Consider the following 20,460-nt stretch of genomic DNA (forward strand, 5'->3'; position numbering starts at 1 on the left):
TGCTTATGCACTCCCCGAGTATTACCGGGCTTTCATTTGCCAGATGCGGCGGACTGGATTAGACGAATCCCGTTACACCCCCTGAGGACCGGCGACTTAATTTCGCCATCACGCCCGCCTTTTTGAAAGCCCGTCCGGGATATCTGCTTCTTCGCGAAGTTTGAGGAAAACAACATGGCCAATGCGACCACCGCCGACAATAGCCGCACGCTCGCCGCTCTCGGCGTCACGGCGGGAATGATTTTCACCGTCGGCTCCGCCCTCGGTTTCCAGCATATAGGCGGTTATACGCCCTGCGCGCTCTGCCTCTTGCAGCGCGATCCCTATTATTACGCCATTCCGCTGGGCATATTGGCCATTGCGACCAGCATCTTCAAATTGCCGGTTCAGATCACCCGGCTGCTTCTTGCCCTTATCGGCGTGGCGATGCTGATTGGCGCCGGGCTCGGCGTTTATCACGCCGGTGTGGAATGGGGTTTCTGGGAAGGGCCGATCACCTGCGCCACTGGGGCGCCTTCTATCACCACCAATGCCGGCGATCTGCTGGGCAATCTGAACGCCATCAAGGCGCCTTCCTGCAACGACGCCGCCTTGCGGGTGCTCGGCCTTTCCTTTGCGGGCTGGAATGTCATCGCAAGCGTTGCACTTGCGGCAGTCGCCTTTTTTGGCGCGAGCCGTAAAAGCCGGTAAGCGGAAAACCGCGTTGCAGTCCTCAAAAGATCAGGGCTGCAGTTCGGTATCCCAGTAAAGATAGTCCATCCAGCTTTCGTGCAGATAATTGGGCGGGAACAGCCGCCCGTTATTGTGCAAATCCTGAACCGTCGGCTGGAAGGGCTTCTGCGCCGGGAACATACCCGCCTGCTTGGGAAGCTTGCTGCCTTTTTTAAGGTTGCAGGGAGAGCACGCCGCAACGACATTGTGCCAGGTGGTTTCACCGCCATGCGCGCGGGGAATCACATGGTCGAAGGTCAATTCGTCCCGCGTGCCGCAATACTGGCATTCGAACTTGTCCCGAAGGAAAACGTTGAAGCGGGTAAAGGCGGGGTTGCGGGTGGGCTGCACATAGGTCTTGAGGCTGACGACGCTCGGCAGCCGCATGGAAAAGCTGGGGGACGACACCGCGTGATCATATTCTGCAATGATGTTCACACGGTCTAGAAAGACAGCCTTGATCGCGTCCTGCCAGGACCATAACGACAAGGGATAATAACTCAGTGGCCTGTAGTCTGCGTTCAGAACGAGCGCCGGCAGGGCCTGTGGTGAAACTGCAATCGTCAAGGGCTTCTCCTGAGCGATTCGGCATCTGCACTTGTATATTAGGTCCGTTGTTACAGGATTGTGAAGCCTATAAATGCAGCGGCGAAGAGCTTAATTTTTGAGCCGTAAAATGGCCTTTTTCGCATTCCTGACGATCAAGCGGCACGGTGACACCTCCTGGCGTTGTGACACCGCTGGCCGATGCTGCAGGAAGGCGATTCGGGCTTTTGCCGGGCACAAATCCTTCTCACACCGGATGCACTATCGGTGATATGATTACCCCGACGGACGACTGGAAAATCAATGCGCGCCGGGCATGGCAAATGTGCGGCGGCGGCATTCATCCTTTCGTCAATGGAGGAACGGTCATGATGTTGGGCAGGCAGCAAGCGGCAGCATTGTGGGGCGGCCTGGCGGCCGGCGTCCTGACCGCCATGATCTGCCTTTCCGCGAGCGCCCATGCTCAGCAGCATCAGAATTTCGAAGTGACGCCGAATGGCCGCGGCGGGGCGCAGGGAACGATCGGCGGGCGCAATTTCGAAGTTTACCGGAATTACGACCGGCCGCCGGCCAGTCGCGCCTCCCCCGATACCCGGCGTGAACTCAGGCGGGCTGTCCCGCAGCAGACCTGTATTGTCGACACCGAGGGCAGAACCCGCTGCAGGTGAGCACGAACCCGGTTTTCCGGCTGTTTTTCAGCGCGCCGGCACAAAATTAGATTTCATTAAAATGCAATCTATCGACTTAAACGGCCCGCAAGAATGGGTCGCTATGGTGCCAGGCACAAGACAAGACAATTGTGCAGGGGCAAGGACATGGCGAAGAGAACAATCCGTCTGGCAAAGATTTTTGCCGTCGCTGCCGGTGTGGCGGCAGGTATTGCGACAACGGCATCGGCCGTCCAGCTCGGTGGCCTTGCCCAGAAGCCCGGCGCATCGCGGCCCGGCCAGTTCATGACCACGAGCCGTCCCACCATCGCACCCATTGCCTTTGCGAAATTCTGTGAAAGCGCCGCCGACCAGTGCCTCCGCATTGGCGACCGCGATACGGTGGAACTGAGCAAGCAGAAGCGCACGGAACTCCAGCGCATCAACGCCGAGATCAACACCTCGATAAGCTATGTCGGGGAGCAGGATGGCGAAGACGACTGGAAACTGAACCCGGCAAGCGGCGACTGCGAAGATTTTGCGGTGACCAAGCGGCAACGCCTCCTGCGCGCCGGCTGGCCTTCGGGCGCCCTGCGCATCGCCACAGCCCGCACGTCGGATGGCATAGGACATGCCGTTCTGGTCGTCAGCACCAGCCAGGGCGATCTGGTGCTGGATAACCGCACCAATGTCGTCAAGCCGTGGAAAGCGGTGGATCTGAAATGGATCAAGATTCAGTCGCACGAGGACCCGCGTGTCTGGCTGAAACTCTAGAACATGGTTTCAGGCTGAAGCCGCCCTTTCGGAGGGCAGGCATTCGATTGCCGGTTTAAGGCAACGTATCTTTCGACCATCAAAGCGGGTATTCTTTCCCCACAGAATCGGCGCGTCAACGCAGCTTTGACGGGTGATGCGACAGCCGCGTTCAACGCTCTTGACCTTGTGCGGGAGAGACAGTATCGGCAGCTATGCCCAAGGTGCTCAACTGGATTCGCGGTCGTAAACAACCAGCCTCCCGCGACGACCGGAGGCGGCGCAGAATTGACCTTGGCGACAGGCCGGCCTCGTTCCCGATCTATGCCATTGGCGACGTGCATGGCAGCCTCGACCTGCTGTTGCAGGCGGAACGAAAAATTCTTGCCGATCTGGGACCCGACCCCTCACCCGCGCTGGTCGTTCTCCTCGGCGACTATGTCGATCGCGGACGCGATTCCCGTGGCGTTCTCGACCATTTGCTGCAGCCGCCGCCCGCGCCGCTGCGCCGTATTGCGCTTTGCGGCAACCATGAGCAGCTCTTCCATGACTTTCTCGAAAATCCGCAGCAGAATATGCACTGGCTGGACTTTGGCGGCCGCCAGACGCTTTTATCCTACGGCGTCGATATCGACTATTTCCTGCAAAAGGGCCGCCTGAGACTGCAGCCATTCAGGGACGCCCTGCTCGGCGCAATTCCGCAGACCCACCGCCAGCTTTTATCCAGCCTGCCGATCTACGCCCGGATAGGACCCTATATTTTCGTGCATGCCGGCTTGAGACCGGGATTGCCGCTGGAGGCGCAGACCGATGAGGACATGCTCTGGATCAGGGAGCCGTTCCTGTCGCAGGGGGCCGGGCTGGACCTCGTCGTCATCCATGGCCACACGCCTGTCACCGAACCGGAAACCGGCCCGCACCGGATCGGCATCGACACGGGTGCATTCACCACGGGCAGGCTTACCGTTCTCAGGCTTTCGGATGCGGGCTTGCACCTGATCGGTTGAGCGCGCGTTGCCCACCCGCGTCAGGCCACACCACCCGGATAAGACCCGATGGCGGCGTCAGGGCGTGGTTTCAACCAGCCTGCCTGCCGCTCAGAATATCATCGAGGACCGCCATTTGCTGGCGATTCCATTCAACGGCGTCCTCAAACGCCCTGTTTCCCAACTCCTGCCGCTGATCGCGGCTGGAGGCGAGTTGCAGGATCGCGTCGGCGAAAGCCCGATGGTCATTGTCCTCCACAATGACCACGCCGCGCCGGTATCGTTCCGAAAGCCCCCTGACACCTGTCCGGGTGCTGATCGTGGGAACACCGGCAGCCAGGGCATCGAGCAGTTTTATATTGATGCCTGTTCCGAGCGTGATGGGATTGATGGAGAGCGGCGCGCGCGTGAAAGCGTCCTTCAGATTATCCACGCGCCCGAGCTTGAGAATCCCTTCCCCGTCTTCGATCTTGCCGCATATGCCGCCCGCCAGAACCAGACGAATATCCGGCCGGGCAGCCCTGACCAGCGGCATGACGTTTTGCAGGAACCCTTTCAGGGAAATGATATTGGCGTCATTGCCGGAACCGAGGAACAAGAAGTCGCTCGGGGTTAAGTCTTCCGCCCTTCCACCGCGATCGAGAATATGGCTGACGGTCGCAACAACCGGCGGCTTTACCCCCAGCCGCTGCCTGAACGCCCGCTCCTCTTCTTCCTGAATGGCGACAACCACATCCGCACGGCGGAAAGCCTTACTCTCCACGGCCGGCGGAACGGAGAACCAGTATCCATATTTGTTCGCGGTATTGATGAAGGCCTTGTGTCGGTCGGCGAAGGAATCATGAGTGTCGAGAATGCGCAGCACACCCTTCGGCAACCCCAGGAACGCCCGCGAATGAAAGACATATTCGACAATAACGGCATCGATGCCAAGCCGGCGCTGAAGGTCCCGAACCTGCCGGCCGATTTCGGGATAATAGAACTCGTCGAGGTGATTATAAAAACCGCTGTCGCGACCGAGAAGGCGGTGAACCTTTCGGACGGCTCGAAAGGCTATGACTTCAGCTTCGAAACCCAGATCCCCGATAAGCCGTGTTTCAAAGCGGTTTCGCTGCCGTGATACGAAATGCAGGCGTCCGGAACCGAATTCCGCTTCATGCGTGGCCGGATCGAAATCGGCGGCAATCGGGGTATCAATATAGACGAAATGCACCTCATGTCCCAGGCTGCGAACCGCACGTGTCAGCTGGAGAATCCGGCTGCGGTTACCCTCTGAAGCAGGAACGGCGGGAATGGCTGAGACGAAAGCAACTTTCATGAGAACGATTGATTCTGTTTTGGAAAGGACTCGAAAATCTGAAAATTGTTTTTTGACAGGCTGAGAACATCAGGCAATTTCCGCTGGACCTGCTCGCGAAGGTCATCAACATTGTCAACGAACTCCATCAAGGCATTCCTGATACCGTCATCGCTATAGAAGGCGGAGGGAGCGAGCAGTTCCGACGAAGATAGGGCGAAATGCTGGTATAGTCCTTCGAATTTCCCCTGATAGGCGATACATATGACCGGAACGCCTTTACCCAGCCCTGCTATGGCGAGATGCATGCGCCCACTGACAATTCCATCCAGTTGCGCCGCAATGCCCTTGAGAACGGACGCGGACCACTTGCCGTTCAGATATCGGACCCTATCTGCCAGCGAATCTGGAACCTGCCCGGCAATCGCCTGAAGGCAAAATTGGTCGCCGAATCCCTCCCGGTAATCATGCGGCATAAGCAGCCAGCACACCGGTCGTGCATCCGCCACAAAGTGCAATGCCTCGGCTCCACGCTTGATGATGGTATCGACCTGGCTGCTGTCAGCATTTTTGAACAGCATGGGATGCAGGTTGAAGCCCATCACCCTGTATCCCTCATCACGTTTCCGCTTGATCCAGGAGACGGTGTCTTCATCCGGTTCTGAGGCAACAAGGCTAAACGCCGAATCGGCAACCAGTACCGCGTTTGTCCTGGCGAAGGATTGCAGGCGGTTGAAGGAAACCGGATCGCGCACATTAATTGAGACATTGGGATGAAGGGCGCTATAAAACATGGCCAGAGCGGGATGAGGCGCTTGGTTGAAGCTGAAACCAAGGATGACATTTTTTATCCCGGCAGCCGCAGCCAAATCAGCACTTGCCAGGAGTTTTGCGCTGACCAATGGATGATAATATCCATCCATCACATCTGCCCCAACCACTACGACGCAATCGTATCGCCGCGCTTCAAAGTGGTTAAGAAGCGCTCCGGAAAAATCAATTTCGCCAAAGAGATCGACAGGATTAAATCCCCTCTGACGAACCAAATCCGAAGCCCCTGTTCCCTCGACCAGTATATCGACTTCGACATCAGGATTTCTTGCGCGAGCATGCTGAACTGTCGCGGTGATCATGGCATCGTCGCCGATAGAGCCAAAAACGGAATAGGGATCGCAGGCGACAATCAGGACCCGATTTATATGATCCCCAGCGGCGAGTTTTTTTATCCGTCGCTTTTGCTCCTGCAGCGTGTCAAAGAAGTGACGAATGGCAACATCCTGATTGCGGCTTTCATTGTACTTCACCCATTCACGATGCAGCGGTGCGGGGATGATTTTTTTTATGAGCTTACGCATTCGCTTCCTTCCGTGGGAGTACCTTGCTCGTGACGAAAAGAAGGGCCGACCGCGCCTGCGTTCGGGCAACCAGCGCTATGAGCAAAAAATAAGTTAAGATAAAAATGGAACCGAGCAGTATTGCAGACATGAAATCGCCTAAACTGAGGGCGGCAATTTCAGGACGCATCCATTGAACGATGACAAAGCAAAGACCGCTGGCGGCAAAACTCGGCAAAAGCAGAGACATTATTGTTCGGAGCGTCACGCCCAATTCACGCGAAACATAAAAGAACGTAAAGGGCGTGGAAGCAAGCTGGCCAAATACGTAAACAATGACGAGTTCATCGATACCATCTGTCGGTATGAAGACAATCATCAGAATTGTGGCAATCGATTTGGCGGCGCCGGCAATCAATACCTTGTTCGGGCGGCCGCGTGCGGAGAGAAATGGCCCGTTTTGAAATTGCACGCACTGTAAAGCGCCGAGAAGCAGCAGGGGTCTCGCGATCTCATCTGCCCCTTGCCACTGCGCACCAAACAAAACGCGGCAAATCTCCGGCGTCAATGCCGCAAAAAGCACGAAGGCTGGTGTCGAGACGATAGCGGATATTGCGATCAACTGCTTGTAAAGTTCCGCCATGCGTTCGCGCTCGCGCGAGACGCGTGAAAGCACCGTTAGCGACACGTCATAAAGTGCCGACTGGAGCAATTGCATCAGAAGTTGATAGAGCCTGCTGCCAACGGTGTAGAGTCCGAAGACGGCCACGCCATAGCGTCCCAGGATCATGAAATCGATCAGGCGCGTGGCCGCGAAATCGACAATACGAAGGCCGAGCGCCGACGAACCGAAGCGAAGCAGTTCGACGAAAGTGCCGGGATTGAGAGTGGTGCCCGGCAGCCAGTGCGGCTTTCGCCAGAGCCAGATCAGCGTGACGATGGTGGCGACATAGGTCTGCACGACGAGGCTCCAGACACCCATGCCCATGATCGCGAAAACAATCGCCACGCCGCCGCCGACGATGTTCGATATGAAGGTTCTGATTGCCAGCGGCTTGAAAGCCAGTGCGCGGCGATAATTCACCTCCTGAAACATCGAAGCCGTGTTCAGCGGCAGCAAGATGCAGATCGCCACGATGACCGGCGCCAGCCCGTCGACCTCGAACCAGCGTTCCAGTTCCGGAGAAAACACGCAGACGGCAATGGCCAGCAGCGTCGCAACCGCAACCGAGGCATAAAAGGGCAGATTGACGTCGCCGGGCTCCAGGTTGCGTCTCTGCACGATCGCATCCGCGAATCCGAACTCCGACACCATCTGGATCAGCATCAGCACCAGCCCGGCGGTAGCGACCATGCCGTAATCGGTAGGGCTGAGGAAACGGGCCAGAACGATGAAGAGAATGGAGGTGAAAAGCTTGCCGCCCCAGTTCTGGACGATGGACCAGAACACGCCTTTTAGGGCAGCATTGCCTATCGACGTAGCTTCGGACATCAATCCCCCACCTGTAAAACCGGCCGTGTCAAATCACCCGGCGTGGCGACCGCAAGACAGTCGACGCCCAGACCGTGAAAGCGGAGGCTGCCTTTATTGCTTCCCACCATATGCTCTCTCCTTCGAAGAAAACCGCTGCGACGGAACGGGTCCGTTGCCGGTTAAGATGCACGCAGGGTTCGGCTTTGCCTGTAGCGCGTCAGGACGTCCTCATAGAGTTTCACATAGTTTTCGCCGACCCGACGCGAGGTGGATTCCTCAACGATGTTTCCGAAATCCGCTTCCGTCGGCAATTCTTCGCGCGAGAGCGTCAGCACGCGGCGGATACGGGCGGCAAGGTCGCTGGCGTTGCCCGGCTTGAACAGCCAGTCATGGTTGGTCTCGCCAATCAACTCCGGAATGCCGCCGGAGGCTGCGCCGATGACCGGCACGCCCATGGCATAAGCCTCGTAGATCGTGCGTGGCGAAGGCTCCGCCCAGAAGGAAGGAACGATGAGCACGTCGATCTCTTCGAGAAACTCCTTCGGTTTCGCCCAGCCGACGAATTCGATCGGCAGATCGCCGGCCTGAGCCGTGAAGCGTTCGATGGAATCGTCCATCGCATGGCCGGCGACCAGACAGCGCCAGTTGCCGTGACCGATTTCCTTGAAGGCATCGACCATGTTGCCGACGCCTTTTTCCGTATTGATACGGCCGATATAACCGAAGGTCAGCGGCCGGCCAGTGCGGTCGATCTGCCGGCGGGCGACGGGATCGCCCTCGGGAACCGTGCAGGAATAAAAGATGACGCGGCGCAGGCTTTCCGGAATGTGGTGGAAAAGCCCGTGATTGACATGCGTCTTGAGGATTTCCGTGCCGACGCTTGCGACAGCGGCGATATAACGCTGGGTGAATTTCTTGGTGAAATTCACCGCCTGGCAGCCGAGATGGATGTGCTCGCAGGGCTTGCCGCCCTTGAACATGGCGGCGTTGCCGCACAGGAGATCATATTCGCAGATCGTGTGAACGATCGGAATGCCGCGCTTATGCGCCGCCCGCCACACCAGCGTCGTCACATCCAGAAGCGAGTGGGTGTTGAGAACGTCAGGTTTGAAATCGTCGAGAACGGCTTCGAACTGCTTTTCGACGTCGAAATTCCACTGCTGCTTGAGCTTCTGCATGCGCCGCTGCTGCGGGGAATATTGCGGCCAGTCCTCAAGCCAGAAATCGTTGTTGTGGAACATGCGGTAGACGGAGACGCCGTTGCGCATGGTTTTCGGTTCGGCCTGCCGCTCGATACAGGCGGCGCCGACCGTATGTCCCATGGAAACGAGTTCCTCGGCGAGATGTTCGACCGAGCGTTCGCATCCACCAACGATATGCGGCGGATAAAGGCTGCTAAGATGGAGAATTCTCATGCGGATACGCTCTGTTTTCCTTCATCGAAAATCTATGGCGTCCATCCCGGGCTCGTTCGTCTCCCTTCATTCCAGGAGACCAGTGAGACATCTGCAAAAATAAAAGAGCCGGAGCAGAACTAATGTTTGAAAATATGAATTACCAAAATCTACTTTTCAAAAAGCACGGGAATCGACGCTATTTCAAGTGATTTTTTTCGCGGCGCGGCAAAAGCCATGCGGTGTTGCGAAAAGAACCGGTCTCGTGTTACGGTTTAGCCACTTTAAAGTGCAAGCGATCGGGGGAAATCGGTTGCATTGCAGCTCGTGATTATATTCCAGTTGATAATATCTGTTTTATTTCAAACACATGGATTTCAAGGCAATTGTAGATGCCGAAAACTTCCAGGACATTCTGATCTCGACGTGTTGAGAGACATCATCGCCATTTTAACGGCGACGTCCATGTGATGACGTCTGGTTTATATTTTCTTCGGAGATACCAGGAGGGCGCAGATGAATGGAAAAATGCCGATAGCCACGGGCAGCCTGACACGGCGCAACCTGCTTTCAGCCGCGCCGCTTGCATTGGTCGCCGCCTCCGGGTTGCAAGCCATTCCCGCACGGGCGCAGACGGTTGCTTCGTCCGGTACCGAAGCCTTTCTGGACAGCGTAGGGGTGTGCGGCCACTTCACCCGCCCCACGGGCATCTATCCGGAACAGTTCGACCGGATCGTGCCCGAACTCGAAGCACTGGGTGTCCGGCATTTGCGCGATGACGGGCTCATCACCGTAAGAGACAGTCGCGACAGCCCCGTCTTTCGGCGGCTGCGCCGGATCGTGGCGGGGGGTGTTCGCCTCACCATCATCTGTTACGACAATCTCAACCCTTACGTTTCCACGCCCCTCGACAGGCTGGCGGATTTCTACGACTGGTGCGACGCGGGTATCGATATTTTCGAGGGCAGCAATGAACCGAACCTGACGAAGGACCCGCAAAATGCTCCGCGTATTTCGGCGGAGCATCAGGCGGCGCTGCACGACACCATCCGCTCGGTTCCGCGCCTGAATGTGGTGCCCATTGCGGCGCCAAGCTATGTCCTGTCGAACAGAGCACTGGCGCTGGACCTGAAAAATGCCTGCGACTACGGCAATATCCACGCTTATGCCGGGATGGAGCACCCCGAAACCACGGGTCCGGGGGCACTCTCGAAATCCATCGCCGCTTCGGCGCATATAGCGGCCGGCAGGCCGGTGCTCGCCACGGAAATGGGCTACCATACCTCGCTGCAAACCAAGACATTTCATTTCCCCGTCACCGAAGGCATCAAGGCGCGCTATATGCCGCGCATGCTGCTCTGGTGCTTCATCAGCGGTATCCGCCGGTCCTACATCTATGAAATGGTTTCAAGCTTCGCCGCCGATGAGACAAACCCGGAATCCTCCTTCGGCCTCCTGCGCCACGATCTGAGCCGCACCCCGGCTTACGGGGCCGTTCGCGCCCTTCTTCCCTCTGCAGCGCAGAACGGCAAACCGGACCGGAGGAACGACGGCTCGATTTCCTCACTGCCGATTCCCAAAGATTATCCCTTCACCTTACAAGACCGGACGGTGCTTTGCTCGTGCCTGTCTGGCTTGGAATTTCCGGCTGGCAATGGCCGGCCCGCATCGAAAACCCGCCCGTCGAACGGGTTGCGACATTTTCGGTGGCCGGCCAGCATAGTCAGGTTATCGCACACCGTTTCCGCGATGACGGCTCCGTTAGCCAGCAGACAATCACGCAGGAAAGCGGACAATACCGGCTTTCGGTCAGCGACCAGCTTACGGTTCTGGAAGTTTTCTGAATGGCGCAGAGGAAATGCCGCACCGCAAAATTGTGTGTATCGCGTCCGTCCATTGCATGATAGCCTGCTTGAATACTGGACTTCTGGCCCCGTGAGAGCGGCCGCAATATAATACTAAATATATCTTTATTTTTATAGATTGACGATGATGAAAAACTTTAAAGAAGCGCCCGCTGCAGGGGCGCAACGTCTTGATGTTCTTCAGGTGATGCGCGCCGTTGCGGCAACCATGATTGTTGCGCTGCACGCGGACGTGAACTGGCAATTCACGCTTTTCCCACTGCATCTGCTGAGGCTTGGCGGCGGTGTCGACCTGTTTTTCGTCATTTCCGGCTTTGTCATCGTTTATGCATCCCGACCCTATTTCGCAGCGACAGGCGGTCGTTCCGCGTTTCTGCTGCGCCGGTTCCTGCGCATCGTCCCACTTTACTGGTTTGTGCTGACCCTGCGGCTTGCCATGGCCGCCAGCGTGACCATTATCAGTGCAAAAGCCTTTCCGCCCTTACAGTCGATCCTCACCTCCTACCTGTTTATTCCCTATGACAGCATGGGTTATGGCGACGCCTATCCGTTTCCGCTGATCGATCTCGGCTGGACGCTGAATTACGAGATGTTCTTTTACATCGTTTTCGCAGCGTTCATCTTCCTGCCGCTGGAGCGGGCGGTATTCACGACAGCCGGCGTGCTGTTTGCCGCCGTCATGATCGGCTCCGCCTTCGATCTCGGCCTGCCGTTCAGCTTCTGGTTCCAGCCGATCATTCTCGAATTCGTCGCAGGCATGTTCATTGCAGTCCTCTTCCTGCGAGGCGTTCGCTTGCCGCCCCTGCTCGGGCTTGCAACGGCCCTGTGCGGCCTGGCGATCTGGATGCTGACCGATCTGAGCAGGATCGGATTCCAGTGCGATCCCGGCTGTTATTCCTTTTCGCGGCTGCTGGTTTTCGGCGGCGGCGCGATTTTGCTGATGGCGGCGGCGACCTTGACCAGAAACATCTCCCTGCCCCGTTTCGCACGGCCGCTGGCAAAACTCGGCGATTCGTCCTATGCGCTTTACCTGCTGCACCCGTTTATTTTCCGGGGCTTCAACATTGCGCTCGGCGGCGTCACATTCCCGCCCGAGTGGAGCAACCTCGTTTATCTCGTCATCGTCGTCAGCACCGTCGCCATAGCCCACACCTTCCACGTCCTTGTCGAAACGCCGGCCAATATCTGGCTGCGTGACCGGCTGATAACATCGCCACGGAAAGTCGCCGTGTCATGAACAAACCGGAGAAAGGCAAGGCGGCCGTTAACAATAGCTGAGGGTTTCCGCCGCAGGTTTATTTTAGCGCTTGATCCTTTGCTTGGGCTGTGCGATTTAAAAAGAAATTTTAGATGTTGGGTAACCTTGCCCGGCATTGGATGTATTTAAAGTCGTATTTTAAAAGATTTGGAGAGTTGGATGCCCCGCATTCGTAACGGCTCGATGCTCGTTGGTGCGATGTTTATTGCCAGCATGGGTCTCTTTTCCGCTGTCGCAAACGCACAGAACGTGGAAACCGCACCGCCGGCCCCACCGCAGCAGGCGCCCTCGGTTGAGAGCGCCGCAACAGGCGCGCCCGTCAAGGCCGCCGATGAAACCACCGCTGCATTTCTGAGCCGCGTCAACACCACCAATCCGGACACGGTTTCGATTGCCGCAGCGGAACTGTTCAAGCAGTCTCCGACGCAGGGAATGATCAGGGATCTGGTCACCATCGCTTCCAGCACGGATGCGGCAACGGCCGACGTAACCGGAAAAGTGACGAGCGGGTTTCCGATCATCGCCGTTTCCACCAGCGCGGCGCAGTTCTCCGAACAGCTGTCCGGCCTCATCCTGAGTGACTCCGGCCAGTTGCCCACCATCGTCGCACTGGCCCAGAAGGTCGGCAACAAGGACTTCTCCGAAGTCGTCGGAGAAGGTCTGGCGCTTGCCCACGCCACCGCGATGAGGAACGGCAATACGATACTCGCAGCCGCAATCCAGTTGCAGACAAAGGGCGCCAACGTGCCCGCCGATCTGCTGATCGCCTTTAGCGAGAATATCGAGGGAACGGCTGCCGGTCCGGCCGCCCCTGCGGCTGCCGCAGCGGCGGCCTCGCCGATCGGCGGCGCCGGTTCCTCGCCGGCAAACGCCAACAGCATCGGCGGCTCGGGAACGGCAGGCGCCGCAGATGGAACCGCTCAGGCGGGTGGCGGCAGTGCACCCGTCGGTGGCGGCGGCAGCAGTGGCGGAACGACAGGCGGCAGCGGCACGTCCTTCACCACGATCAATAATTTCTTCTCGACCGGCAGCACCACCACGCCTGTCAGCACAAGTCCCGTTTGAGTTTGGCTTTATCGCCTTTCCCGTGAGGAAGGCTGCCGCCAGTTCTGTGATGCAACCGTGACTTGGCGGGCCCTGCGCCCGCCGAAAAGAGCGAGGCTGACAGTTGTTACAAAGGCACGATCCCCTGACGATGGCTGACTACGATAAAAGCGGGCTGACGGCCGAATTTATCGATATCGACGCCGTTCTTGCGATGATCCGCCGGCAGTGGCGCATCGTGCTCGCCGCCGTCGCAGTCGCCGGGGCAATCGGCCTCGCTTTTGCCGCAACGGCCGTTCCGATCTATTCGGCGACGGCGACCCTGCTGATCGACCGCAACAACAGCCAGATTGTCGAACAGCTTTCGACGATCGGCGGCGTCATAGAGGATGAAGCTTCCATTCTCAGCCAGGTAGAGGTCCTGCAATCGGAAACCATCGGGCTTGCCGTTGTCGATAGTCTCAACCTCACGGAAAATCAGGAATTCAGGGCAACGCGTGCGTCGCTTCTAAGCTCGATATTCGGCACCGTCCGCTCGCTCGTCAATGTTTCGCAATGGTTCTCGCCAGCGAAGAAAAAAGAGGCGGTGGTTGACGATGGAACCCTGAAGAGATCGCTGTCGGACCAGCTGCTCAACGGCCTCAGCGTCAAGCGCATCGGCCGGACTTACGCGCTGGAACTCACCTATAATTCGACATCGCCCGTTCTCGCGGCGCAGATCGTCAACGCCGTGGCCTCGGCCTATCTGGTGGACAAGCTGAATTCCAAATACGAGGCGACGCGGCGGGCCAGCGACTGGTTGTCCGACCGTATTGCCGAGTTGCGCCAGCGGGCGCTCGAAACCGATCTGGCCGTGCAGAAGTTTCGCGCCGAACATAATCTGATCTCGACCGGCAATGACGGCCTGCTCTCCGATCAGCAGCTGGCCGAATCCAACAGCGCGCTGATTTTGGCGCAGTCGGAAACGGCCAGGGCGCGGGCGCGGGTGCAACGCATCGAACATATTCTCGCCACCGACGATGTCGATGCGGTGGTTACCGATATTCTCGACAGCTCGGTCGCCAATGATCTGCGCAAAAAATATCTCGAAGCCTCCAAGACCGAGGCGGAAATTACCAGCAGGCTCGGCAGCAACCACATTCAGGCGGTGCGTCTGCGCAATGAAATGCAGGAATACCGGCGGTTGATGTTCCAGGAAATCAGCCGCATCGCGCAAAGTTACAAAAGCGATCTGGAAGTCTCCGAAGCAAGGGAAAAATCGCTCGCCGAAAGTGTCGCCAAGGCAACCGACATCAGCAACTCGGCCAGCGAGACACAGGTTCAGCTGCGCGAATTGCAGCGCGAGGCCGAAACCTACAAGAATATGTACCAGACCTTCCTGCAGCGATATCAGGAGGCGATGCAGCAGCAATCCTTCCCCGTGACGGAAGCCCGCGTGATTTCCAAGGCGATGCCGCCCAGGATTCCGAGCAAGCCGAATAAAACCATGATTTTGGCCCTGTTCATGATCATGGGCGCCGCAGCCGGCGGCGGCATTGCCGTGTTCCGCGAATTCCGGGATCGTTTTTTCCGCACCGGGGAACAGGTTCGAGACGTTCTCGGGCTGGAATTCCTCGGCAATACCCCTCTCATCCAGAACAAGGCCATAGTGGAAGATCAGGAAGGCGGCCATCCGGCCCTGACGCGCCCCACCAGCGTTGCGCGCTACGCGGTCGACCATCCGCTCTCCTCCTTCGCCGAAACCCTGCGCAGCACCAGGCTTGCCATCGATCTCGGCATTCCCGCCAAAAGCGGAGCGCGGATTGTCGGTGTCGTCTCGGCCTTGCCGAGCGAAGGGAAATCAACGATCTCCATCAATCTGGCTCAACTGCTCGCCGGTCAGGGTGCGCGGGTCCTGTTGCTGGATGCCGATATTCGCAATCCCGGCGCCACGCGCGCCATGGCGCGTCACGCGAACGAGGGCCTGCTCGAAGTATTGCTGGAAGGCCGCAGCGTGCAGGATGTGCTGCTTCGTGACGAAAAGACACGTCTCGCTTTCCTGCCCACGGTGGTCAAACAGCGTGTCCCTCATTCCTCGGAACTGCTGACCTCGGCGCAAATGCACAAGCTCCTGGCCGAAGCTAGCAATGCTTTCGACTATATCATCGTCGACCTGCCCCCGCTCGGGCCTGTGGTCGATGCCCGCGCCATGGCGGGGCGGATCGACGGTTTCATCTTCGTCACCGAATGGGGCAAAACCGCCCGCAGGGCGGTGCGAAACACGGTGGAGAATGAGGTTCATATCCGCAAGAAGTGCCTCGGCGTCATCCTCAACAAGGTGGACACCGAAAAGCTGAAGCTTTACCGCGCCTATGGTTCGAGCGAATATTATCATTCGCGCTATACACGATATTACCATGACCAGGCGTGACGGCGTGATGCGCCTGCGGAAAATCCTCGCGGTCGTGCCGGTCCTCGTCATTTCCATCTTTGTCCTGTCCGTCGCCGCGCAGGCCTTTTCGCAAAGCCGGCGTTTTTCCGATATTGTCGCATTGGCGCGGATCGCCGACGACAATAATGGCCTTGCGCCTGATCTCCTTGCGGAAACGGTCCCTGAACTTCAGCCCATCGTTACCGAAAAAATCTGCCGTTCGGATATCGTCAAAGCCGGACTAAGGCTCGTTCTGGCCGATCTCGATGCAAATGGTGTCGATCCAGCGTCCGATTCCGGCACGGCGCGTCTCGGTTTTGCCGAGACCTTTATTCGCCATTCGCTCTTTTGTTTTCCCGCAAATGGCGATGTCTGGCTGCGTCTTGCCATGGTTCGTTCGCTGCGCAACGCCTCGCCCATGGAAGTCGCCGTGCTGATGAACTTCTCCCAGCTCTATGGGCCTGCCGATGCCAATCTGATCCGCGGGCGTTTCGCGATGTGGCAGCAATTTCCGAAGAACACCTTGCCCGAGGCTGAGGCGGCCCGCGAGGCGGATACGGCCGTCGTCTGCGGCAGGCAGGGAGAAATCCTGCGATGGACCCTGGCGGAAGTCTGCCCAAAGCCACCGTCGGCAGACAAAAAACGCCCCGCGCCGCTGTCATGATCTGAAACGATGAAACGGCTGAGCCTCGTCCATATTCGCGGCATAGCCACCACAAACAATTCCGACAAAGCCCAAAGATATGTCGCTCACCGAAGCCCGATCAGAACCGCTCTCCTCCTCGCAGCCCCCACTGGTGGCGGTTCGGGACTATGCCCGGCCGGTCGCAATAATCGCATTCTGGGCAATATTTTTGCTGGCGCTTCTCAACAGGGGCGCAACGGAAATCGAAAGTCGCATCGTCGTCACGGCCGCGATCTATCTCCTGCTGGTGCCAGCAATCCTCCTGTTCGGACCTCCGAAGGCCGGTGCGGGCAAGGTACTCGCGGCAGCCTGCCTTTTGTTGGGAGCGCTCATCGTTCAGGTACTGTTGCAGGCATCCTCCATACCCGGCATCGCGCGCCCCAATCCGGCATGGTCCACCGCCGCCATGTTCATGCAGACTGCGCCAGCCGCCACAATCTCACTGACACCTGCGGATGACCGGCTCGGCCTCATGAGCGCCGCCCTGCCCTTCGGCGCCTTCATGGCCGGCCTCGTGCTTTTCGATAGCGACGAGCGTGCGGCGAAGACGCTGCGATGGTTTGCAATCGCCGGTGGCTGGCTCGCGCTGTTTTCCATCGTGCAATTCGTGCTTTTCCCCGAAGCTCTCGGCTTCATACAGAAGCGTTTCTATCTCGGCAGCCTCACCGGCCTTTTTATCAACCGCAATACCGCCGCGACCTTCTTCGGTCTCATCCTTCTCACGCTCGCCGCATTATTGCACAAAAGCCTCCTCGCTCCGGATTGGGCGAGAGTAAAGGCGCTCGTGGCAAATCGCCTCACCGTGCCGGCGGAGCAGAAGCAGCTCATTCGCCGGGCCGCTTTTCTCGGCGTCCTCGCGGGCTTTTGTTTCATCGCATTGATGTTGACGGGATCGCGTGCCGGCATTGGTTCAAGCCTCGCAGCGCTGATTTTGCTGATCCTGCTGATTGTGTTCAACTCTCCCGCCAGAACCGGCCGCAGTGGGGCCTCCAGCCGGCGCAGGCAGCGCGGGACGAGACGTCGCGCTGCGCTGCTGATCGCAATCGCCATCGCCCTCTTCGCGCTTTTCGCCAGCCGGGTGGCGCTTCGCATGGAAACACGTTTGGAAGACGACATGCGCTTCTGCTACATGCCGGGTATCGCGCGCGCCATCGCCGACAATTGGCCGCAGGGGTCGGGCCTTGCAAGCTTTACGGAAATCTACGCGCCCTATCATGTGGCGCGATGCGGGGTGGATGCGGTCGTCACCCATGCCCACAATGTCTACGCCGAGGGATTGCTGACACTCGGTGCGGCCTTCCCGTTTTATCTCGCTTTTTTTGCGCTCATCCAACTGGTGATTTTCATTCGCGGGGCACTGAAACGCAGAAATTATCGTTATGCCTCTCATCTCGGGCTTGCCGCGCTGCTGCTCGTCCTGCTGCATTCGACGCTTGATTTTTCGCTGCAAATTCCAGGCTTTGCCATGGCCTATGCCGTTTTCCTCGCCCCGGTCGTTACGCTTTGCCTGAACCCGCCCGGAATGGAGCGGGAGGGTCGCAAAAGGCGGAGACAATTTCCAGAAGACGCTGCGATGCCGGCGCCGGGCCATTCAGACCAGACAGTACAAACGCCGCTGCGTCTGCAATAACGGATTTTACGGATGCAAAACAGGTTTCGTGATCTTAAAGGCGCAGGAATTTGAGCATGCGGATATTGCAGATAACCTCGCTGTTTTCTCCGGATCGGGTGGGCGGTGCGGAAATATTCGTGGAAGACCTTGCGCGCGGACTTGCGGAAAAGGGGCACACGATCGCAGTGGCCACCATCTCCCGTGAAGAGCAGTCAGCGGAACAACGCGACGGTTTCACCATTCACCGCCTCGGGCACACCACGCCGTTCTTTATTGGCGACTGGGGGCAACAACCGGAATGGAAACGAAAATATTATAAGATCGCCGTGCAACTGGATCCGCGTCTCGTCCACCGGCTTGCGCGTGTCATCGATGATTTCCGGCCGGACCTGGTCAATACCCATTCGCTATCGGAACTGACGCCGCTGATCTGGCCGATGATCCGCAAGCGCGGCGTTCCGCTGGTTCATTCGCTGCATGATTTCACCAGCATGTGCACCAATGGCTCCCTGTTTCATGACGGGCATATCTGCGATGGCAGCAGCAAAAAATGCCGTGCCTTTTCCTATCTCCACCGCCGTTGCCAATGCGCGGTCGATGCTGTCGCCGGCGTTGGTCGCGATATCGTCGAACGCCATGTGCGGGCCGGCTTTTTCACCCATGTTCCCGAAAACCGCCGCACGGTGATCTGGAACGCCATCTCACCGCCAGATTCGCCAGAACCGCGTATTGCCCGCGCGCCCGGCGAGCCGCTGGTTTTCGGCTATCTGGGCCGCATCGAAGCGGCGAAAGGGGCCGACTTGCTGATAGAAGCGTTGCGGCTTTTGCCACCGCAGGGCTGGCGCACGGTCATGGCAGGCCGTGCGCCTGATGGCATCGAGGCCTATCAGCAAAAGGCAGCCGGCCTACCGGTCGAATTTCCGGGCTATGTGGAGCCTGATCGTTTCTTCGCTGGCATAGATTGCCTCATCGTGCCGCCCCTATGGCCGGAGGCCTTCGGCCGCACCGTTGCCGAAGCTATTCTGCGCGGCGTACCCGTCATCGGCGCAAATCTTGCGGGTGTTGGCGAACAGATCGGCGCGGACAGGCCGGAACGCCTGTTCGCCCCGGGCAATGCCGCCGAACTGGCCGCGCGCATGGCAGAGGCGATGCGCAATCCCGCCATGCTTGCGGAAACACCTGAAACCCGGGAGCGAATTCGCCAAGGCGTTGAGCCCGAAGGGGTCGTCGCGGCCTATGAAAAGCTCTATGCGGATGTGTGCAAAACCGCATAACCGTGACGACGGCGTCCCTCCTCAGGCTGCGGCTCCTTGCTTGAAAAGCCGCGCATAGCTCTCCGCCGCCTTCTGCCACGAATATAATTTGCGGTTTTCATAACCCGCCTGGCGGAGATTTTCTGCCAGTTCCGGATTGTCCAAAAGTCGCTCAAGTGTGTCGACGAGGCTTTGAGCATCCGACGGATCGAAAGCCAGGGCGCCTTCGCCGGCAATCTCCGGTGTTGCCGAACGATTGGAGCAGACGACCGGGCATCCCAGCTGCTGCGCTTCCAGCACCGGCAGGCAGAAGCCTTCATAGGTGGAGGGGACGCAAAGGCAGGCTGCGTGTCGATAAAGTTCGGCCAGTTGCCGGTCACCTATGCCGGAAAGCCGGATCAGCCGGGCCTTCAATTCCGGATCGTCCAGCGCGCCGGCGATTTCCTCCCCCTCGTCGCGGCCGACATGCACGATTTGCAAATCCGGCCATTTTTTACCGAGTATGGCAAAGGCTTTGCCCAGGAGGGCGAAATTCTTATTGGACGTCGCGTTTCCAACCGCCAGTATGTAGCGTCCGGGAACAGGCGGCACCGTCTCGAAAGCCCCGGGATCGACATTCAGCGTGCTGTCGGAATGAATGGTAAGGCTCTTATCGGCAGCGGCTGGGTAAAAACGCCCCAGATCCTTCCGCGTCGCTTCGGATACGCAGATGACCTGATCCGAACCGGCCATCATCAGCTTGAAGATGAAATCGGTCGTCAGGGTCGCCCGCCAACCGATCTGTTCGGGAATGGTTTTGAAATAAAGATCATGAACAAGGGTGAGACGCCGTTTGCCGCCGAGGGGACTTCCGAAAGGATCGGCATTAAAAAGCACATCGATGCCATGCCGGCGGCAGAGCGCAGGCAGCATCGCGGCCTGACGCACCACATCGAAAACCATGACGCGCGGCCGTGGAGTCTCGATGAGCTGCAACCGGCTGTCGCGCAGGTTTTCAGGCAGTTGCGCCCGCGTCCAGGGAGAGCGCAGAACATAGTCGTCACCCGTCTGCTCCAGCAGCCGCTCCAGCAGGCTGAAGGTCACGCGGGCCACACCGGAGGCCTTGCCGCCATATTGGCTCGGCATGTTTACGAGAATGCGCATCCTGGCCCTTCCGCCTGCCGGCATTGCCTGTTCCTGTCGATCGCCGGG

At 58.3% G+C, this 20,460-nt stretch carries 16 protein-coding genes and 1 pseudogene; 11 read left to right on the forward strand and 6 right to left on the reverse strand.

Annotated features, from left to right (window positions below):
- The first annotated feature begins 174 nt into the window (after positions 1-174).
- Positions 175-690, forward strand: coding sequence for a disulfide bond formation protein B (locus tag ACIK7D_RS15140; RefSeq protein ID WP_035264342.1), 516 nt, complete (start codon positions 175-177; stop codon positions 688-690).
- Positions 691-720: 30 nt separating this feature from the next.
- Here ACIK7D_RS15140 and ACIK7D_RS15145 read toward each other — a convergent pair whose 3' ends face one another.
- Positions 721-1,278 (reverse strand): HNH endonuclease, encoded by a 558-nt coding sequence (locus ACIK7D_RS15145; protein WP_003585610.1) that lies wholly within the window; start codon positions 1,276-1,278, stop codon positions 721-723.
- A 347-nt stretch (positions 1,279-1,625) separates the two neighbouring features.
- Here ACIK7D_RS15145 and ACIK7D_RS15150 point away from each other — a divergent pair, with 347 nt between their 5' ends.
- The 3 genes from ACIK7D_RS15150 (at position 1,626) to ACIK7D_RS15160 (ending at position 3,664) form a co-directional block, all read left to right on the forward strand.
- Positions 1,626-1,925, forward strand: a complete 300-nt coding sequence (locus tag ACIK7D_RS15150) for a hypothetical protein (RefSeq protein ID WP_400156697.1) — start codon at positions 1,626-1,628, stop codon at positions 1,923-1,925.
- 147 nt (positions 1,926-2,072) lie between these two features.
- Entirely contained in the window at positions 2,073-2,678 is a 606-nt protein-coding gene (locus ACIK7D_RS15155) for a transglutaminase-like cysteine peptidase (RefSeq protein WP_400156698.1), read from the forward strand.
- Between the two features lie 194 nt (positions 2,679-2,872).
- On the forward strand, positions 2,873-3,664 hold the full coding sequence (locus ACIK7D_RS15160) for a metallophosphoesterase family protein (protein WP_400156699.1): 792 nt from the start codon (positions 2,873-2,875) through the stop codon (positions 3,662-3,664).
- Positions 3,665-3,734: 70 nt separating this feature from the next.
- Here the strand turns inward: ACIK7D_RS15160 and ACIK7D_RS15165 are convergent, their stop codons facing one another.
- The 4 genes from ACIK7D_RS15165 to ACIK7D_RS15180 all read right to left on the reverse strand — a co-directional run bounded on the left by ACIK7D_RS15165 (position 3,735) and on the right by ACIK7D_RS15180 (position 9,163).
- On the reverse strand, positions 3,735-4,961 hold the full coding sequence (locus ACIK7D_RS15165; RefSeq protein ID WP_400156700.1) for a glycosyltransferase family 4 protein: 1,227 nt from the start codon (positions 4,959-4,961) through the stop codon (positions 3,735-3,737).
- Positions 4,958-6,295, reverse strand: a complete 1,338-nt coding sequence (locus tag ACIK7D_RS15170; RefSeq protein ID WP_080819310.1) for a polysaccharide pyruvyl transferase family protein — start codon at positions 6,293-6,295, stop codon at positions 4,958-4,960. The genes ACIK7D_RS15165 and ACIK7D_RS15170 overlap by 4 nt, the downstream gene beginning before the upstream one ends.
- Positions 6,288-7,766, reverse strand: a complete 1,479-nt coding sequence (locus ACIK7D_RS15175; RefSeq protein ID WP_400156701.1) for a lipopolysaccharide biosynthesis protein — start codon at positions 7,764-7,766, stop codon at positions 6,288-6,290. Before ACIK7D_RS15175 ends, ACIK7D_RS15170 begins: the two co-directional genes overlap by 8 nt.
- A gap of 161 nt (positions 7,767-7,927) precedes the next feature.
- Positions 7,928-9,163, reverse strand: a complete 1,236-nt coding sequence (locus tag ACIK7D_RS15180; protein ID WP_400156702.1) for a glycosyltransferase family 4 protein — start codon at positions 9,161-9,163, stop codon at positions 7,928-7,930.
- A gap of 495 nt (positions 9,164-9,658) precedes the next feature.
- Here ACIK7D_RS15180 and ACIK7D_RS15185 point away from each other — a divergent pair.
- The 7 genes and pseudogenes from ACIK7D_RS15185 to ACIK7D_RS15215 all read left to right on the forward strand — a co-directional run bounded on the left by ACIK7D_RS15185 (position 9,659) and on the right by ACIK7D_RS15215 (position 19,290).
- A pseudogene (locus ACIK7D_RS15185) lies at positions 9,659-10,986 on the forward strand (hypothetical protein).
- A 145-nt stretch (positions 10,987-11,131) separates the two neighbouring features.
- Positions 11,132-12,244: an acyltransferase family protein gene (locus ACIK7D_RS15190; protein ID WP_400156703.1), complete on the forward strand. Its 1,113-nt coding sequence runs from the start codon at positions 11,132-11,134 to the stop codon at positions 12,242-12,244.
- Between the two features lie 180 nt (positions 12,245-12,424).
- Positions 12,425-13,330, forward strand: coding sequence for a hypothetical protein (locus ACIK7D_RS15195; RefSeq protein WP_400156704.1), 906 nt, complete (start codon positions 12,425-12,427; stop codon positions 13,328-13,330).
- A gap of 130 nt (positions 13,331-13,460) precedes the next feature.
- Positions 13,461-15,719, forward strand: a complete 2,259-nt coding sequence (locus ACIK7D_RS15200) for a polysaccharide biosynthesis tyrosine autokinase (protein WP_080819315.1) — start codon at positions 13,461-13,463, stop codon at positions 15,717-15,719.
- On the forward strand, positions 15,706-16,383 hold the full coding sequence (locus ACIK7D_RS15205; protein WP_400156705.1) for a hypothetical protein: 678 nt from the start codon (positions 15,706-15,708) through the stop codon (positions 16,381-16,383). The genes ACIK7D_RS15200 and ACIK7D_RS15205 overlap by 14 nt, the downstream gene beginning before the upstream one ends.
- Positions 16,384-16,462: 79 nt before the next feature.
- The gene (locus tag ACIK7D_RS15210; RefSeq protein ID WP_400156706.1) at positions 16,463-18,034 is read left to right on the forward strand and encodes an O-antigen ligase family protein; all 1,572 of its coding nucleotides are present in this window, start codon (positions 16,463-16,465) and stop codon (positions 18,032-18,034) included.
- Between the two features lie 56 nt (positions 18,035-18,090).
- On the forward strand, positions 18,091-19,290 hold the full coding sequence (locus ACIK7D_RS15215) for a glycosyltransferase family 4 protein (protein WP_400156707.1): 1,200 nt from the start codon (positions 18,091-18,093) through the stop codon (positions 19,288-19,290).
- Between the two features lie 21 nt (positions 19,291-19,311).
- Here ACIK7D_RS15215 and ACIK7D_RS15220 read toward each other — a convergent pair whose 3' ends face one another.
- The gene (locus tag ACIK7D_RS15220) at positions 19,312-20,412 is read right to left on the reverse strand and encodes a glycosyltransferase family 4 protein (protein ID WP_400156708.1); all 1,101 of its coding nucleotides are present in this window, start codon (positions 20,410-20,412) and stop codon (positions 19,312-19,314) included.
- Positions 20,413-20,460: the final 48 nt, after the last annotated feature.

It is taken from the genome of Agrobacterium sp. P15N1-A, from assembly GCF_044626815.1.
Classification (GTDB): domain Bacteria; phylum Pseudomonadota; class Alphaproteobacteria; order Rhizobiales; family Rhizobiaceae; genus Agrobacterium; species Agrobacterium leguminum.

Coding starts and splice junctions, on each gene's coding strand:
- ACIK7D_RS15140 (WP_035264342.1), top strand. CDS start 175: ATGGCCAATGCGACCACCGCCGACAATAGCCGCACGCTCGCCGCTCTC.
- ACIK7D_RS15150 (WP_400156697.1), top strand. CDS start 1,626: ATGATGTTGGGCAGGCAGCAAGCGGCAGCATTGTGGGGCGGCCTGGCG.
- ACIK7D_RS15155 (WP_400156698.1), top strand. CDS start 2,073: ATGGCGAAGAGAACAATCCGTCTGGCAAAGATTTTTGCCGTCGCTGCC.
- ACIK7D_RS15160 (WP_400156699.1), top strand. CDS start 2,873: ATGCCCAAGGTGCTCAACTGGATTCGCGGTCGTAAACAACCAGCCTCC.
- ACIK7D_RS15165 (WP_400156700.1), bottom strand. CDS start 4,961: ATGAAAGTTGCTTTCGTCTCAGCCATTCCCGCCGTTCCTGCTTCAGAG.
- ACIK7D_RS15170 (WP_080819310.1), bottom strand. CDS start 6,295: ATGCGTAAGCTCATAAAAAAAATCATCCCCGCACCGCTGCATCGTGAA.
- ACIK7D_RS15175 (WP_400156701.1), bottom strand. CDS start 7,766: ATGTCCGAAGCTACGTCGATAGGCAATGCTGCCCTAAAAGGCGTGTTC.
- ACIK7D_RS15180 (WP_400156702.1), bottom strand. CDS start 9,163: ATGAGAATTCTCCATCTTAGCAGCCTTTATCCGCCGCATATCGTTGGT.
- ACIK7D_RS15190 (WP_400156703.1), top strand. CDS start 11,132: ATGATGAAAAACTTTAAAGAAGCGCCCGCTGCAGGGGCGCAACGTCTT.
- ACIK7D_RS15195 (WP_400156704.1), top strand. CDS start 12,425: ATGCCCCGCATTCGTAACGGCTCGATGCTCGTTGGTGCGATGTTTATT.
- ACIK7D_RS15200 (WP_080819315.1), top strand. CDS start 13,461: ATGGCTGACTACGATAAAAGCGGGCTGACGGCCGAATTTATCGATATC.
- ACIK7D_RS15205 (WP_400156705.1), top strand. CDS start 15,706: ATGACCAGGCGTGACGGCGTGATGCGCCTGCGGAAAATCCTCGCGGTC.
- ACIK7D_RS15210 (WP_400156706.1), top strand. CDS start 16,463: ATGTCGCTCACCGAAGCCCGATCAGAACCGCTCTCCTCCTCGCAGCCC.
- ACIK7D_RS15215 (WP_400156707.1), top strand. CDS start 18,091: ATGCGGATATTGCAGATAACCTCGCTGTTTTCTCCGGATCGGGTGGGC.
- ACIK7D_RS15220 (WP_400156708.1), bottom strand. CDS start 20,412: ATGCGCATTCTCGTAAACATGCCGAGCCAATATGGCGGCAAGGCCTCC.